We start from the raw sequence: 15,730 nt of genomic DNA, 5'->3' as shown, positions 1-15,730 counted from the left end.
CCAATGACCAGCCGTGACCTGCATAGCACCGCACATTCCGGCGAAGGGCTGCTGTCCTACCTCTGGTACGCGGTCGCCCTGATCTGCTGCCTGTATGTGGCGGTGCTGAACACGCTGCCGTTGTTCTACTTCGACTCCGTTGGCTATTATCTGAAGGGCACCAACGTGCTGAAGATGCTGGGGGTTCTGGACCCGGCAGCATCGGGGGCCGGCGGGGCCGGCGGCGGTCTGGGCGGGGCCGGCGGCACCGAGAAGGCCGGCATCGATGGGTCACATTCGGTCTGGTACTCGCTGGTGCTGGCCATCTTCGCGGGCTTTGCATCGCTGAAACTGGTGCCGCTGGTCAACGCGTTTCTGGTGCTGCTGACGTCCACTCTGGTGGTGCGGGTGGTGTCGCGTGTCCATGGGTATGGTCTGAACCTGCCGTTCGCGGCGTCTTTCCCGATCATCGTGGCGGCGGTTTCGTCGCTGCCGTTCTACGTCGCTTTCCTGATGCCCGATATCCTGACGCCGCTGTTGCTGCTGGTTGTGGCACTGTTGACCGGCTATGCCCGACAGATGCGCTGGGGCGAGATCCTTCTGGCGCTGGCCATCGGCACGATGGCGGGCGTGTTTCATATTTCGCACCTGCCGATTCTTGCGCTGCTGCTGCCACTGTCGGCCCTGGGCGCGCTGGTGGTGGACCTGCGCCGCTGGTGGCTGGCTCCGCTGCTGGTGGGGATCATGCTGGTGCTGGGCGTTGCCGAGAAAAGCGCTTTCACCATCGGGGTTCAGGAAGTCACCAACGAAAAGGTCGTCTACAAGCCCTTCATCACCGTGCGCCTGATCGAGGACGGCCCGGCCTACCGCTTCATGGAACGCACCTGCCCGGACGAGAGCATCCCGACCTGCGCGCTGTACGAGGCGCTGCAATGGTCCGATGACCCGTACCGGCTGACCGCCTCGCACATCCTGCTGGAAGAATCACCGCGGCTGGGGTCGTTCCTGCTGATGACGCCGGAAGATCAGCGGGCGGTGGCCGAGGATCAGATCCCCTTCTTCTTCCGGGTGCTGCTGAACGATCCGCTGGGCACAAGCTATGCCTTCCTGCAGAACACATGGTTGCAAGCAATGGGGTTCAGCGTGTGGATGACCCTGCCGCATGACGACATCATCACCCGCGCCCATGGCTATGGCGGGGATATCGTGACCCTCTTCGTGCACGGCACCCTCTCGGCCGACAAGAGCTGGCTGCCCGCGGTCGAACGGGTGCACGAGGTCGTCTATGCCCTGTCTTTGCTGGTGATCGTCTATCACCTGCTGCGCCCGGCGCCCTTCACGGCCCCGATCCTTGTGCTGGTGGTGATGGTGTTCCTGGGTATCCTGGTCAATGCTTTCGTCTGTGGCGGGGTTTCGCAACCGGCGGCACGCTATGGGGCGCGGGTGATCTGGCTGCTGCCCTATCTGGCGGCGCTGCTGTCGCTGGTTCGGTTTGCATGGCTGGATCGGGCGCGGTTCAAAGAGTGATAATATGAAGCAACCCCATTTCCTCGCTTTTTCTTTACCTTGGGTCGATAATTGGTGCTCATACGGAAATTCCGGAATCCCTGTTGATGGCTGAACCGCGTGTGTTGAAGATTTGTGTTGTGATGCCGGCCTACAAGGCCGAACACCTGCTGCCCAAGGTGCTGACGCCGCTGTTGCAGATGCAGGCGGCCGGTGAGGTGGACGAGGTCCTGGTCGTGGACGATCAAAGCCCCGATGGCACCCGGGCTCTGGCCGAAAAAATGGGCGCGCGGGTTCTGGTCACCCCGGTGAACGGCGGGCCGGGGGCGGCGCGCAACCTGGCGGCGCAAAACACCGATGCCGATATCCTGTGGTTCGTGGACAGCGACGTGATCGCCTGGCCCGGCGGCGCGGCCCTGCTGCAAGAGGCATTTGCCGACCCTACGGTGCATGCGGTGTTCGGTTCCTATGACACCACGCCCGAGGGCAAGCCGTGGTATTCGCGCTACAAGAACCTGATGCATCGCTACTATCACCAGCACACCGGGCAAGAGGTCACGACCTGGTGGGCCGGTTGCGGCGCCATCCGGGCGGATGTGTTTCGCGATGTGGGCGGCTTCGACGTGACGACCTACAAGGTGCCCTCGATCGAGGATATCGAACTGGGCGACCGGATCGCGCGGGCCGGGGGCAGGATCCTGGTTCTGCCGCGCCTGCAAGGCAAGCATCTGAAGGTCTGGACCCTGCGCAATGGCATCTTTACCGATATCTTCCGCCGCGCCCTGCCGTGGTCGCGCCTGATGATCAATCGCGGCGGGCTGGTGAACGAGTTGAACGTCAGCCTGTCGGAGCGGTTCAAGGCCGTGGTTGCCGGCCTGCTGCTGCTGTCATTGCTGGCCCTGCCGTTCGACGGCGACATGTTGTGGCTGACGCTGCTCTTGCTGGGGCTGGCCGCCTGGTTGAACCGCGACCTGATCGCCTTCATGAAGGCCAACGGCGGGCCGGTCTTCGCGGTGAAGGCCTTTCTGTATCACCAGCTCTACTACGTCTATTCCAGCGCCGCCTACGCGTGGTGCCTGTTCGAATATCACGTGTTGGGCCGCAAGGGACGACTGCATGTGCCGTGATCCCTCGAGTCAATGGGACCATGGATGAAATGTCATGACGAGTAAGCCCAGAACGGGCACGACGGGAACCGGGAACATGGACGGAATGGACAAGGCGATGGCGCCGGAGACAGGCCTGGACGGGATGGCGTTGAGCGTCGTGATCCCGGCCTTCAATGAAGAAAATGCCGTCCGTGCGACGGTCGAGGATGTGCGCTCGGCGCTGGATCCCACAGGCATCGACTATGAGATCATCGTCGTCGACGACGGCTCGGAAGATCGCACCCGGGAAGAGGCTGTTGCCTCGGGCGCGACGGTGACGTGGAACGATGCCAATTCCGGCTATGGCGCCACGCTGAAGCGCGGCGTGAAGATGGCGCAGTTCGAATACATCGCCATCATGGATGCCGATGGCACCTATCCGGCACGCTACCTGCCCGCGATGCTTGAAATGTGCCGCCAGCAGGACATGGTGGTCGGTGATCGCGGCGCGGCGATGAAGAACGTGCCGATGGTGCGACGCCCGGCGAAGAAATTCCTCAACTGGCTGGCGTCCTTCATGGCGCAGCGCAAGCTCAACGACATCAACTCGGGCCTGCGGGTGTTCCGCACCAAGGAGTTGATCCCCTTCCTGCCGCTGCTGCCGCAGAATTTCTCGTTCACCACGACGATCACTTTGTGCATGGCCTGCAACGGCAAGCGGATGATCTACACGCCCATCGAATACGGAAAACGGGTGGGCAAATCAAAGATCAAACCCATCGATTTCCTGAACTTCATCATTCTGATCCTGCGGATGATCACGCTGTTCAATCCGCTGCGGGTGTTCCTGCCGGTAGGGCTGGTGCTGTTCTTGCTGGGGTTCTTCAAGTCGCTCTACGATCTGACCCAATGGAACCTGAGTGAAACGGCGGTGTTTGCCTTTCTGGCGGCGATCATGGTCTGGTCGCTGGGTCTGATCGCCGACATGATCTCGCGTCTGCATCTTCGACCCTGATGGGTTCAGTCATGGGATGCGCCCCGCAGGGGCTGCGTCCGCGTATAGGTTCGGCGCATTGCGCCAAAGGCTCGGAGGCCGACGAAATGGCTGAGAACAGGATCAAGGTGCTGGGGGGCGGCCCGGCGGGGATTGCGGCGGCCTTTGCATTGAACCGCAACGGCCCGCATCCGGCGGGGGTCGAGGTTCTGGATGCCGCCCCGCGACTGGGCGGCAACTCGGCGTCCTTTCAGATCGAGGACATCTGGTGCGACTACGGCTCGCACCGGTTTCACCCGGTGGCCGATCCGCATGTTTTGGCGGATGTGAAGGCGCTGTTGGGCGAGGATCTGCTGTTGCAGCCCCGGCACGGGCGCATCCGGCTGGGCGGGCGCTGGATCCATTTCCCGCTCAAGCTGGCCGACGCGCTAATGCGCCTGCCCAAACCCTTCGCGGCCTCGCTGGTGCGCGACATGGTGCTGGGCAAGTTCCGCAAGCCGCGTGAAGGCGACGCGACGTTTTCCAGTGTGCTTTACGACGGGCTGGGCCCGACGATTTCCGAGAATTTCTACTTTCCCTACGTGAAGAAACTGTGGGGGCTGGACCCGGACGAACTGGCCGTGACCCTGGCCGAACGGCGGGTGTCGGGCAGTTCTGTTGGCAAGATCCTGGGCAAGATGATGCGGATGCTTCCGGGTCTGCGCAGTCCGACCACCGGGCGCTTCTACTATCCGAAGAAGGGTTTCGGGCAGATCTCGGAAACCATGGCCCAGGCGGCGGCGGACAAGGGCGCGACCTTCACCCTGAACACGCCGATTTCCGGGATCGTGCGGGAGGGCGACAAGGTCGTCGCCATCACCACGGGGCAGGGCGATGACGCGGTGCGGCATGACGCCGACCTGGTGATGTCCACCATTCCGATCACCGCGCTGGTGCGGGCCATCACCCCGGCAGCACCGGACGAGGTTCTGAAAGCCGCCGATGCGATCCGCTATCGCGGCATGATCCTGATCTACCTGGTGCTGGAAACCGACCAGTTCACCGAATACGACGCCCATTACTTCCCCGAGCTTTCGACCCCGATCAGCCGGATGTCCGAGCCCAAGAACTACAACTCGGCCAGCACCCCGCGCGGTACCACGCTGCTGTGCGCTGAATTGCCCTGCGATCCCGGCGAGAAATGGTGGGACATGACCGATGCGGAACTGGGCGAGGCCTTCTGCGGCTGGCTCGGCGACCTCGGTCTGCCGGTGACCATGCCGGTCAAATCCTGCGAAACCCGCCGCCTGCGCCATGCCTATCCGGTCTACGATCTGGACTATCAGGCCAATTTCGACGTGATGGATCGCTGGGTTTCCGGGCTGGACGGCGTGCTGAATTTCGGGCGGCAGGGACTGTTTGCCCATGACAACACGCATCATGCCTATGCAATGGCTTATGGTGCGGTAGAGTGCGTTAACGAAGATTTGTCGATTGATCGCAAACTCTGGTCGGAACGCCGGGCCGAGTTTGCCAAACACGTTGTGGAGGATTGAGGATGTCCAGTACCCCGATCGTTGATATTCTGATGTACCACTCGGTCTCGCAGGGCAGTGGGCCGACGACCATTCCGCCGGACGTATTCGCCGAACAGATGGATGCGATTGCCGAAGCCGGTCTGCCGGTGATCACCCTGGACGATCTGGTCGAAGCGCGGAACATGGGCAAGCCCCTGCCAGAGCGGTCGATCATCATCACCTTCGACGACGCGTTTCTTGATTTTGCCGAAGCGGCCTATCCGGTGCTGCAAGGGCACGGGTTTCCCGCCATCGTCTATCTGCCCTCGGACTACGTGGGACGGGAAGAATTGTGGATCGGCTCGGGCGCCACACCGCGCAAGCTGATGGACTGGCCCAAGATCAAGGAGTTGGCGGCGGAAGGCATCCAGTTCGGCAGCCATGCCGTCACCCATTCCGACCTGACAATGGTCACCGATGACACGCTGGCGATCGAGCTGAATGTTTCGAAGGCCGAGATCGAGGATGAACTGGGCCGTCCGGTCGACCATTTCGCGCCGCCCTACGGCCTGTTGAATACCCATGTCATCAATCTGGCCTCCAGCATCTACAAGACCTGTGTTGGCACGCGGTTGGCGCAGGCCGGACCGGTGGACAACCTGCACGAACTTCCGCGCATCGAGATGCACTATTTCCGGGACATTACACGCTGGAAGGCGCATCTGGCCGGGCGCGGCGGGGCCTATCTTGCGCGCCGCAAGGCGCTGCGCTGGGTGCGCGAACGCCTGCCGTGGATGTAACCTCGGCGTCCTAGTCGATCGGGCGCCCAATAAACCAGACCAGCGGGGCCTGCGGGCGATCCGGCAGGTTCACGGACACCCGGTTGCGGCCTTCGGTGGCCGTCACCGTCGCCAGAAGCTGCGCCCCCTTGTCGTTGGGGCGGAGCGTGCCCTCGACCGGATTGCCGTCAAACAGCACCTGCGCGTCCGTCGCGGTCTTACCATTCAGCCGCAGCTTCAGGGACAGGGGTTCGCCGGCCTGCGGCGAACCCGAGATCCGTAGTTCGCCGTCGGATTTCGGCACGCGGGAGTAGATGCGTGTCCACTCCGGGGCGAAAACACCGGTGAACCGATAGGTGTAGAGCCCGCCCGCGCCGATCAATCCCGCAAGGATCAGCCATTTCAGCGGTCGCATCCCGCGCCATGCGCGCCGCAGAGCCGGACCTTTCGGGGTTTCCTGTGGCCGCGGTGCAACCCGCGCGGCGAACACCAGAACACCCGACAGGGCCAGCGCGCTGCTGGCCAGCCCGAACACCAGCCACATGGGCCGGGAAATGCCCTCGGCCCAGGTGCCATAGTGCAGCGACTGCAGGATCCGGGCCAGCTTCCGCCCCGGCACGGCCTCGTCGGCGGGATAGGCGCCCAGCACCTGCAAGTTGGCGGGATCAACGAAAACCAGCGCCGTGCCACCTTCCAGCGCCGCGTGATGGGTCACCCCTTCGATTTCGAACCGCTGTTTCCTGGTGCCGGGCAGGCGCAGGCGTGTGACCTCCATCCCGCCGACGGCATCGCCGGCCAGTGTCGCCACCTGGTCCAGCATCGCACCGTCCAGTCCCGGCGGCAGCACGGTCTCGCGTTCCAGGGTCGGGATAGGCTTCAGGGGGGCCGGGCGAATGCCGAAATGCCCCAGCAGGAAGTACGAGGCCGAGACCGTGGCCACGATCAGGAACGGCGCCGTCCACAAGGCGATCAGCCGATGCACGCCGCCCCACCATCCACGCGATCCGACCGCGCCCGCCGGTGCCCGGAAAAAGCCCTTCCAGAAGCGGCGATAGGTGATCAGACCGGTCACCACCATGCCGAACAGGATGAACGAGAACGACAGCACCGCCAGGTCGCCAAGCTTCATCTTCATCAGGAAACTGACGTGGAAGGCATGGAGGAAACTGCGCAGCCCGTTGACCTTCGTGGTGCCGATAACCTCGGCGGTGACCGGGTCGGTCCAGATGTTGATCTGCTGCCCCCAACGGGTCACGGCAAAGGTGGTGTCGGCCAGAAACCCGCCGCCGCGGGGGGTGATGGAATTGATCTGCACATCGGGATAGGCGTCGCGCACCGACGTGAAGATCTGCCCGACACTGGCAGGGGTTTCGAGGGGTGCGGAATCGGTCCGCATCTGCGGCTGCATCACCGCTTCGATCTCGACCCCGTAGAGCAGCAGCGAGCCGGACAACAGGACCAGGAACATCAGGATCGATAGGTTCAGGCCAACCCAGGCGTGAAGTTTGAAAACGGTCGTGCGAAAGGCGCGGGACAACATGAACGATATACTCCTGACGGCGGCATCTGCCTGAGGTCATTCCACAAATTTCTAACTGTCGGCGGCGATCGCCAGATATCTGCCGACGCCAATTGCCCGTCGAACTGGATACAGTATTCGGGGCAGGGCGGGAGAAATAGGGCCAGACGGATCCTGACAGCCGCAGCGTTCCAGTTTATATTCCAAATATACAACGTGAGCGCCAGCGCAACTATTGCCGCAAAGACGCAACGAATCATCCCGTTGATTCTTGGGGCAAATGTTGAAAATCGACTTGCCCAACTGACATGTGAGAGATCGTCCCCGCAACAAGGCCGGGAAATCGCTATTCGTGACACAAAATGGCGCAGCGTCGTTCATCTATTTCCGAAATTGAAGGTATGCTCAGGAACATTATTGTAACGTCGCGGAAAGGAATCGTGGTAGACCCTTGAGGTGGGAAATTTGCGACGTCCGCCCGCGACCTGACGTGGGGCCGCGAGACGGCGTAAATGTGTGTGTGAATGGTGGGAGCGCTTCTGGTATGTGGAGACACACGAGTAAACAGTGGGGGCAGTTGCCATATGGCCGACGGGATGAACGGCCGGCATACCCAGATCCGCAGATGTCCGTGTCCTCAATCCCTGTTGTCGTGACCTGCGGCACGGGGTTATCTGGTGGACCTGCGGACGTTTCACTAGCATGGCAAAGAACAGCGGAATTTCATTAGATTTATGTCGAATTTCCTTGGTTGCTTGGGATGGTAATATTGGTGGCTGAACAATGAGTGAGACTGATACCTCAAAAGTCGTGGTTGTCGGGGGTGGTCCAGCAGGGCTGACGGCGGCATATGAACTTCAGAAACTCAGCAATAAGCACACACCGGTTGTGTTTGAAGGCTCTGACCTTGTCGGCGGGATCTCGCGGACCGAGTCGAACAAGGGCTATCGCTTCGATATCGGCGGGCATCGGTTCTTCACGAAGGTGACCGAGGTTGAGGCCATGTGGCACGAGGTGCTGGGCGATGATTTCATCACCCGCCCCCGCCAGAGCCGCATCTATTATCGCGGGCGTTTCTTCGACTACCCGCTGAAGATCTTCAACGCGCTGTCCAATATCGGGCCCTATGAAACGGTCCGGATTCTGGTCAGCTATCTGAAATGGCAGATCCGCCCGTATCGCAAGGAAGAGAGCTTCGAGGAATGGGTGATCAACCGTTTCGGCGGCCGTCTCTACATGCATTTCTTCCGCAGCTACACCGAGAAGGTCTGGGGCATCGATCCCAAGGAAATCCGGGCCGATTGGGCAGCACAGCGGATCAAGAACCTGTCGCTGTTCAAGGCGGTCTGGAACGCGATTTCCGGCGCCAATGACACCGCCTCGCTGATCGAGGAATTCCAGTATCCGCGCCTTGGTCCCGGCATGATGTGGGAACGCTGCGCGGAACTGGTCGAGAAGCAGGGCGGCGAAGTGCACATGCGCTCGGCCGTGGTGAAAGTGCATCGCGATGACATGCGGGTGACCGGTGTCGACGTGAAACGCTGGGCCGAGGATGGAACCGATCTGGGCACCGAACTGGTGGAGGGCGACGAATTCGTCAACACCATGGCGCTGCGCGACCTGATCCTGGCCTTCGATCCGCCGCCACCGCCGCATGTGATCGAAGCGGCCAACAAGCTGCGGTACCGGGATTTCCTGATCGTGACGCTGGTGCTGAACCAGGCCGATCCCTTCCCGGACAACTGGATTTACATCCACAGTCCGCAGGTGAAGGTGGGCCGGATCCAGAACTTCTCGGCCTGGTCGCCGGAAATGGTGCCGGATCCCAACACCGCCTCTATCGGGATGGAGTATTTCTGTCAGGAGGGCGACGGCCTTTGGACCATGTCCGACGAGGAGTTGCGCGCACTGGCATCGAAAGAACTGGACGAACTGGGGCTTGCCTCGGCGGATACGGTGATCGACGCGGCCATCATTCGCCAGCCCAAGGCCTATCCGGTCTATGACGGCGAATATCAGGACGTGCTGAAGGTGCTGAAAGATTGGATCGTCTCGCTGGAAAACTTCCAGACCGTCGGTCGCAACGGCCTGCACCGCTACAACAACCAGGATCACTCGATGCTGTCGGCCATGTATGCCGCGCGCAACATCGTGGGGGCCAATCATGACGTTTGGGAAGTGAACGTCGAACGGTCCTATCACGAAGAGTTCGAGCTGAAGAAGGAAGACGACGCGGACGCACAAAAGAGCGTGGCCGCCGCCTGATTTCATTTCCTTGGTCGTGACAAGGCCGCCCTGTTCAGGGGCGGCCTTTCGCGTTTCAGGTTGTCGCCGGGGCAGCGGGAGGCACCGCGAAAAGACGCCCATCCCGAAAGGCGCGCCCGGTTTGCACCAGCAGCCATGCGATCAGCCCCGCCAGCGCCAGCGTCAGCCCGTTGCCAAGCCAGACAAGCGCCGGAACCTCAAGGCTGCTGCCGATGCGGATACAGGCCGCGGCCAGCGCCGCCCAGGGGAAGGTCAATCCCCAGTGCGGCAGGCCGAAGGGCTGTTTCAGATAGATCGGCATACGCACCGCAACCAGCAATGCAAAGCTCAGCCCCATGCCAAGAAGGATCACCGCCACCGTGTCGACTGTCCCGGTGACTGACATCCACGCAGCCGCCCCGACAGACGGCGGGGCGACCAGAATGGCCAGCGTCGGGCGCAGCGGGGCCGGGGGCGGGCCTAGCGTCAGAAGGCGCAGGAACACCAGCGGCAGAAGCATCAGCCAGAAAGCCAGACCCGCCGCCATGAATACCCACGAGATCATCTCAAATCCCAGTTGTCCGCCGCCGATCGGGGCAACGATATTGCCCACCGCCGGGATGAACCACGCGGGCGACACCTGGGCCAATTGAAACTCGCGCTGGCCGGTCCAGGCCGACAACACGCCAAGGCTCAGCCCCGCTTGCGCCACGGCTCCGAGGATCCAGATCCAGCGGGCCAAACCAGGCAGCAGCGGGACCAGCGCGGTTCCAGCCAGCATCGTGGCGATGGCAATGGCCGGAAAGAACACCAGGTTCAGCGGCGTGTTCCAATCCGCCACAACCGCCGCGCGATGACGCAGGAACTTGCGGCCATAGCCGCCGACGGCCACCATCAGGCCTGCCAGCCCCAGCAGCACAAAGGGCCAGGACAATGCCGGGCTGGCGCCCATGGCAGCTAGGCTGGCCTGCACCGCAAGGCTCAGGCCGAACAGCCCCATAACGGCGGGAAACAGGCCGATGGGCCAGCGGGCCGGACGATCGACAGGCGGGGCAGGGGGTGTGGGCTCGGTCATGGGATACACTGCTTTCCTTGAATATGACCTGCCATAGCAAGGGCGCGCGCCCCTGCGCCAGTGTCCGAATTGCCTCGGGTCAGTCCGAGCCGTCGAACCAGTCGCGCGACAGGTGAAACGCCTTGGCCATCACGGTGGGCAGGTCGTCGGGATCGAAGGCGTCGCCCGAAATGAACTGGCCGCGGGACGGTGTGCTGGTGTCGGGCAGATGCGCCACCTGAAGCCGCAGGCGCAGGTGGAAATGCGTGAAGGTATGGCGCACTTCACCGGTCAGGGGGGTCCAGTGCCCCGATGCCGGCGGCGGCGTGGGGGCGGGATCTTCGGCCCAGTCGCTGCCGGGCCATCCCAGCATCCCGCCCAACAGGCCCGAGGGCGGGCGCCGTTCCAGCAGCCATGCGCCGTCGACACGACGTCCGACAAAGGCGGTGCCCTGCCGGATCGGCTTGGGTGCCTTGCGGGTCTTGCGTGGCAGTTCGGCGGCGATGCCCTGGGCATGGGCGGCGCAGTCTGCACGCCACGGGCAGAGGCTGCAGGCCGGATTGCGCGGCGTGCAGATCGTGGCGCCCAGATCCATGACCGCTTGCGCGTAGTCTCCGCAGCGGTCCGGAGGCGTCAGGGCGGTCGCCCGCGCGGTCAGCTCGGGCTTGGCGGCGGGCAGCGGGGTCGGCACCGCGTGCAGCCGGGCCATCACCCGCTCGACATTGCCATCGACCACGGTCGCGGGCTGGTCGAAGGCAATCGCGGCAATGGCGGCCGAGGTATAGGGGCCGATCCCCGGCAGCGCCTGCAAGCCCTCGCGGGTGTCGGGAAACCTGCCGTCCAGCTCGTAGGCAATCACGCGGGCGCATTTCAGCAGGTTTCGGGCGCGCGCGTAATAGCCCAGCCCGGCCCAGGCGGCCATCACGTCCTCGTCCGCCGCTGCCGCCAGATCCTGCACCCGCGGCCAGCGCTTGGTGAAGACATCGAAATAGGCCTTCACCGCGGCCACGGTGGTCTGCTGCAGCATGACCTCGGACAGCCAGACCCGGTAGGGATCGGCGCGCCGCCCCTGCCGCGACTGTTCCGGCGGCACGCGCCATGGCAGCGTGCGGGCGTGGGTGTCGTACCAGTCCAGCAGACGGTCAGAGAGAGGATGGTCACACAACTGTCAGGCGGCTCCTGCGGTTTGGGTCTGGCCCTCGGGTACAGCTCAGTTAGGATGGCGCGCGAAAGCGGACAGGGCCTGATGTCGAAAAGCGGATACAATGGCAAGCGCAAGACGCGGTGGAGCAAGGGGTTTGCCCAGGCGGGCGGCCTTGTGCAGCCGCAGATCAAGCGCGCCAGCGAAAGCCGCGGCTTCGCGGTCAGCCGCCTTGTGACCCATTGGGCCGAGGTGGTCGGCCCCGACATTGCCCGCCTGTGCCGCCCGGTCAAGGTCGGCTATGCGCGACAGGGCATGGGCGCGACCCTGACCCTGCTGGCGCGCGGCGCCGCCGGTCCGATGCTGCAACCGCAATTGCCCGCGATCCGCGACCGGGTGAATGCCTGCTACGGCTATAACGCCGTGTCCCAGATCCGCATCACCCAAACCGCCGCCACCGGCTTTGGCGAAGGGCAGGCAGGGTTTGACGGCCCGGCCCGGCGCGTCGACGACCGGCCCGTATCTCCGGGCCCCGAGGCGCAGGCGCGCGGCGCGGAAGTGGCGGACGAAATTTCTGATCCCGGTTTGCGCGCGGCGCTGGCCGGTCTTGGCGCGCGTGTTCATGCGCGCCGCAATCCCCAAGGAGACCCTGATGCATCGTCGTGATTTTCTGGCCACCGGCCTCGTTTCCGTGGCCGCCCTGACCGCCGGTCTTGGCCTTGCCGGTCCGGCCTTTGCCGAGATCGCCGAGATCGAAGACATGGTCATGGGCGATCCGGACGCCCCGGTGACCGTGATCGAATACGCGTCCTTCACCTGCCCGCATTGCGCCAACTTCCATGCGACCACCTTCAAGGAGTTGAAGAAGAGCTACATCGACACGGGCAAGGTCCGCTTCATCCACCGCGAGGTATTTTTCGACCGCTACGGCCTTTGGGCCGCGATGGTGGCCCGTTGTGGCGGGCAGTTGCGGTACTTCGGGGTGGCCGACCTGATCTATACCGATCAGCAAAGCTGGACCCAGGGAGAGCCGGCCCAGATCGCCGACAACCTGCACCGCATCGGGCGCACCTCGGGGCTGAGCAACGACCAACTCGACGCCTGCTTGCAGGACGCCGAGAAGGCGCAGGCGCTGGTGGCGTGGAACGATGCCAACACCAAGGCCGACGGCATTTCGGGAACCCCGTCTTTCGTGATCGAGGGCGAGTTGTATTCGAACATGAGCTACGCTGACTTTGCGGCGCTTCTGGACGAAAAGCTGGCCGCGAAGTAACGGGCTGGCCGCGCCGGGCTAGCGGGCCTTGCGCGGCAGCTGATCCAGCGCTTCGGACAGCGCGGTCTCGTCGGTGAAGCTCAGCCGCACCGGCAGGGCCAGGACCTGTCCGCGCATCCGGTCGGGCAGGCGCACCGCATCCTTTTCCGTGGTCACCAATTGCAGGCCCCGCACCTTGGCTTCGGATTCCAGCCGGGTCAGCAGGGCCGGCGATAGGTCCTGATGGTCGGCCAGCGGCACGGTCTGCACCAGATCGGCCCCGAGGCTGCGCAGGGTGCGGAAGAACTTTTCGGGAATGCCGATGCCCGCGAAGGCCAGCACCCGCAGCCCCTGCCATGTCATGCCGGTTTGCAGCGGTGCCAGATGGGCGCGCGCCCGTGGCACCGGGATCTGTGCTGCCCATTGTGTATCGAACGCTGCCTGATCGTCCTCGGCGCCGATGGACAGCAGCAGGTCGGCCCGTGCCAGACCGGTTGCCACCGGTTCGCGCAGGGGGCCAGCCGGAATGGTGCGGCCATTGCCAAAGCCGGCCCGCGCATCGACCACGACAATGGACAGATCCTTGGCCAGTGACGGGTTCTGGAATCCATCGTCCAGAATGATTGCATCCGCACCGCTGGCGACCGCCAGTTGTGCCCCTTCCGCCCGGTCGCGGGCCACAAAGGTGGGCGCGAAGGCGGACAGCAGCAAGGGTTCGTCGCCGACCTGCGTGCTGGTGTGGCGGCGGGCATCCACCTGCAGCGGGCCGGTTTCCGAGCCGCCGTGGCCCCGGCTGACGATGGCCGCCGACAGCCCGCGCGCGCCCAGCCGTTCGACAAGGGCCATGACCGTGGGGGTCTTGCCAGTGCCACCGGCATTCAGGTTGCCGACGCAGATCACCGGGACCGGCAGGCGTAGCGGCGTGCCCTTGCGCAACCGCCGCGCCGTGCCGGCCGCATAAAGCGCGCCAAGCGGGGCCAGCATCTGGGCCTGCCAGCCGGGGCGTTCGGGCGACCCTTGCCAGAACCGCGGCGCCTGCATCAGGGGGTGTCCTCGCCATCCGGGCGGGCGGGCGCGCCGGGCAGATGGTCCAGGATCAGGGCCAGTGCCTTGTCGGTGACATCCGCGCCGCTGGAGCTGATCTCCCAGGCTGCATAGGCCATCGGCGCGCGGTGGTCGGGGCGGATCAGATCGGTGACCGCTTGCGCCAGCTCGCGCGCGTCGGCAACCTGTCGCGCGCCACCGAAGGCCCCCAGCCGCTGATAGATATCGCGGAAGTTGCGCACATGCGGGCCGTGGATGATGGCCGAGCCGAGGGCGGCGGGTTCGAACGGATTGTGGCCGCCGATATCGACCAATGAGCCGCCCACGAAGCTGAGCGGCGCAAGGCGGTACCACAGCCCCATCTCGCCCACCGTGTCGGCCAGCAGGATCTGGGTTTCGGGGGCGGGATCTTCGCCGGTGCTGCGCCGCGTCACACTGAAGCCCGCGGCCCGCACCATGGATTGGATGTCATCGCCGCGCTCGGGGTGGCGGGGCACGAGGATCAGCAGCAGGCGATGGGAGGTGCGGCGGGCGGTGCGATGCGCTTCCAGAACCTGTGTTTCCTCGCCCGGATGGGTCGAGGCCGCGACCCAGATCGGACGGTCGCCGATCAGCTTTTCCAGCCGGGCGCGTTCGGCCTCGTCGCAGGGCGGCGGCGGGGTGCCTTCCTTGAGGGTGCCGGTGACGGCCAGTTTCTCGCGCGGAAGGCCCATGCGCCGCAGGGCGGCGGCGGTGCGGTCGTCCTGCGCCTGCACGGCGGTGAAACAGCGCATCAGGGCGCGCGCAGAGCCGGGCATCCAGCGCCAGCGCCGGGCCGAGCGCGCCGACATGCGGGCGTTCAGCAGCAGCAGCGGGATGCCGCGCCTGCTGGTTTCGGTCAGCAGCGCCGGCCAGAATTCGCTTTCTGTCCAGATCGCCAGATCGGGCTGCCAGTGGTCAAGGAAGCGGCGCACAAAGGGGCGCACGTCGATGGGGACGAATTGGTGCGTGGTGCGTGGCGGTAGGCGCGCGGCGAGGATATCGGCCGAGGTCACGGTGCCGGTGGTGATCAGGAAATTCACCTCGGGATCGGTTTCTCCGAGTCGCTTGATGACTTCCAGAAGGGACAGGGATTCGCCCACCGAGGCGGCGTGCAGCCAGATCAGCCGACCCTCGGGGCGCGGGACCGACGTGCCGCCCCTGCGTTCCTCGATCCGCGCGGCGGATTCGCGGCCATCGGCCAGACGCCGGGCCAGCAGCCGGTTGCCATAGCCGGTGGCGTGGGAGGAAAAGGCCAGATAGGCGCAAAGGGCAGGCGCGAAGCCCATGGGCGGGCTCAGTCGCCGAGTTCTTCGGTCGAGGACGCCGCGAGTTCTTCGTCCCGCAGGCGATGGATATGGGCGATGAAATATCGGGTATGGGCATTGTCCACGGTGCGCTGCGCCGCCGATTTCCAGGCGTCATAGGCGCTTTGGTAATCCGGGAACATGCCGACGATGTCGATGTTTTCCACGTCCTTGAACTGGGTTTTGGACGGATCGACGAGTTCACCGCCGAAGACGAGATGCAGTCGCTGGGCCATGGCAAAAGCCTTTGTGATTTCGGTTCGGGCGACCATTGTGCATTTGCGGCACAGGGTCAAGAAGTGGGCAGGT

At 64.1% G+C, this 15,730-nt stretch carries 14 protein-coding genes; 8 read left to right on the top strand and 6 right to left on the bottom strand.

What is annotated here, in order from left to right; genetic code table 11:
* Positions 1-3 precede the first annotated feature (3 nt).
* The 5 genes from ACP15K_RS00395 (at position 4) to ACP15K_RS00375 (ending at position 5,863) form a co-directional block, all read left to right on the top strand.
* Positions 4-1,506 carry a hypothetical protein gene (locus ACP15K_RS00395; protein ID WP_193139188.1) on the top strand — a complete coding sequence of 501 codons (1,503 nt, stop codon included), beginning with the start codon at positions 4-6 and terminating at the stop codon, positions 1,504-1,506.
* Between the two features lie 86 nt (positions 1,507-1,592).
* Positions 1,593-2,612 carry a glycosyltransferase family 2 protein gene (locus tag ACP15K_RS00390; protein WP_193139187.1) on the top strand — a complete coding sequence of 340 codons (1,020 nt, stop codon included), beginning with the start codon at positions 1,593-1,595 and terminating at the stop codon, positions 2,610-2,612.
* A 76-nt stretch (positions 2,613-2,688) separates the two neighbouring features.
* On the top strand, positions 2,689-3,588 hold the full coding sequence (locus ACP15K_RS00385; RefSeq protein ID WP_193139185.1) for a glycosyltransferase family 2 protein: 900 nt from the start codon (positions 2,689-2,691) through the stop codon (positions 3,586-3,588).
* A gap of 86 nt (positions 3,589-3,674) precedes the next feature.
* Entirely contained in the window at positions 3,675-5,102 is a 1,428-nt protein-coding gene (locus ACP15K_RS00380) for a protoporphyrinogen/coproporphyrinogen oxidase (protein ID WP_424989555.1), read from the top strand.
* Positions 5,103-5,104: 2 nt separating this feature from the next.
* Positions 5,105-5,863, top strand: a complete 759-nt coding sequence (locus tag ACP15K_RS00375) for a polysaccharide deacetylase family protein (protein ID WP_424989554.1) — start codon at positions 5,105-5,107, stop codon at positions 5,861-5,863.
* Between the two features lie 10 nt (positions 5,864-5,873).
* Here ACP15K_RS00375 and ACP15K_RS00370 read toward each other — a convergent pair whose 3' ends face one another.
* Complete coding sequence (locus ACP15K_RS00370) at positions 5,874-7,382, bottom strand: PepSY-associated TM helix domain-containing protein (RefSeq protein WP_424989553.1); 1,509 nt, start codon at positions 7,380-7,382, stop codon at positions 5,874-5,876.
* A 762-nt stretch (positions 7,383-8,144) separates the two neighbouring features.
* On the opposite strand from ACP15K_RS00370, the gene ACP15K_RS00365 reads away from it, so the two are divergent.
* Positions 8,145-9,626: an NAD(P)/FAD-dependent oxidoreductase gene (locus ACP15K_RS00365; RefSeq protein ID WP_193139177.1), complete on the top strand. Its 1,482-nt coding sequence runs from the start codon at positions 8,145-8,147 to the stop codon at positions 9,624-9,626.
* A gap of 55 nt (positions 9,627-9,681) precedes the next feature.
* On the opposite strand, the gene ACP15K_RS00360 is transcribed toward ACP15K_RS00365, so the two are convergent.
* The gene (locus tag ACP15K_RS00360; protein ID WP_193139175.1) at positions 9,682-10,680 is read right to left on the bottom strand and encodes an SLAC1 anion channel family protein; all 999 of its coding nucleotides are present in this window, start codon (positions 10,678-10,680) and stop codon (positions 9,682-9,684) included.
* Between the two features lie 79 nt (positions 10,681-10,759).
* On the bottom strand, positions 10,760-11,824 hold the full coding sequence (gene mutY, locus ACP15K_RS00355; RefSeq protein ID WP_424989552.1) for an A/G-specific adenine glycosylase: 1,065 nt from the start codon (positions 11,822-11,824) through the stop codon (positions 10,760-10,762).
* A gap of 81 nt (positions 11,825-11,905) precedes the next feature.
* Here mutY and ACP15K_RS00350 point away from each other — a divergent pair, with 81 nt between their 5' ends.
* Positions 11,906-12,466, top strand: coding sequence for a DUF721 domain-containing protein (locus ACP15K_RS00350; RefSeq protein ID WP_424989551.1), 561 nt, complete (start codon positions 11,906-11,908; stop codon positions 12,464-12,466).
* Positions 12,453-13,073 (top strand): DsbA family protein, encoded by a 621-nt coding sequence (locus tag ACP15K_RS00345; protein WP_424989550.1) that lies wholly within the window; start codon positions 12,453-12,455, stop codon positions 13,071-13,073. Before ACP15K_RS00350 ends, ACP15K_RS00345 begins: the two co-directional genes overlap by 14 nt.
* 18 nt (positions 13,074-13,091) lie before the next feature.
* Here the strand turns inward: ACP15K_RS00345 and lpxK are convergent, their stop codons facing one another.
* From lpxK to ACP15K_RS00330, 3 genes are read right to left on the bottom strand one after another with little or no spacing between them, the layout of a single operon-like run.
* Positions 13,092-14,093: a tetraacyldisaccharide 4'-kinase gene (lpxK, locus tag ACP15K_RS00340; protein WP_424989549.1), complete on the bottom strand. Its 1,002-nt coding sequence runs from the start codon at positions 14,091-14,093 to the stop codon at positions 13,092-13,094.
* The gene (locus tag ACP15K_RS00335) at positions 14,093-15,403 is read right to left on the bottom strand and encodes a 3-deoxy-D-manno-octulosonic acid transferase (RefSeq protein WP_424989548.1); all 1,311 of its coding nucleotides are present in this window, start codon (positions 15,401-15,403) and stop codon (positions 14,093-14,095) included. Before ACP15K_RS00335 ends, lpxK begins: the two co-directional genes overlap by 1 nt.
* 8 nt (positions 15,404-15,411) lie before the next feature.
* Entirely contained in the window at positions 15,412-15,657 is a 246-nt protein-coding gene (locus tag ACP15K_RS00330; protein ID WP_193139153.1) for a DUF4170 domain-containing protein, read from the bottom strand.
* Positions 15,658-15,730: the final 73 nt, after the last annotated feature.

The organism is Fluviibacterium sp. S390 (assembly GCF_049800695.1).
Lineage (GTDB): Bacteria > Pseudomonadota > Alphaproteobacteria > Rhodobacterales > Rhodobacteraceae > Meridianimarinicoccus.
The sequence above is the reverse complement of the archived record's forward strand: the minus strand, read 5'-3'. Positions and strand labels throughout refer to the sequence as shown.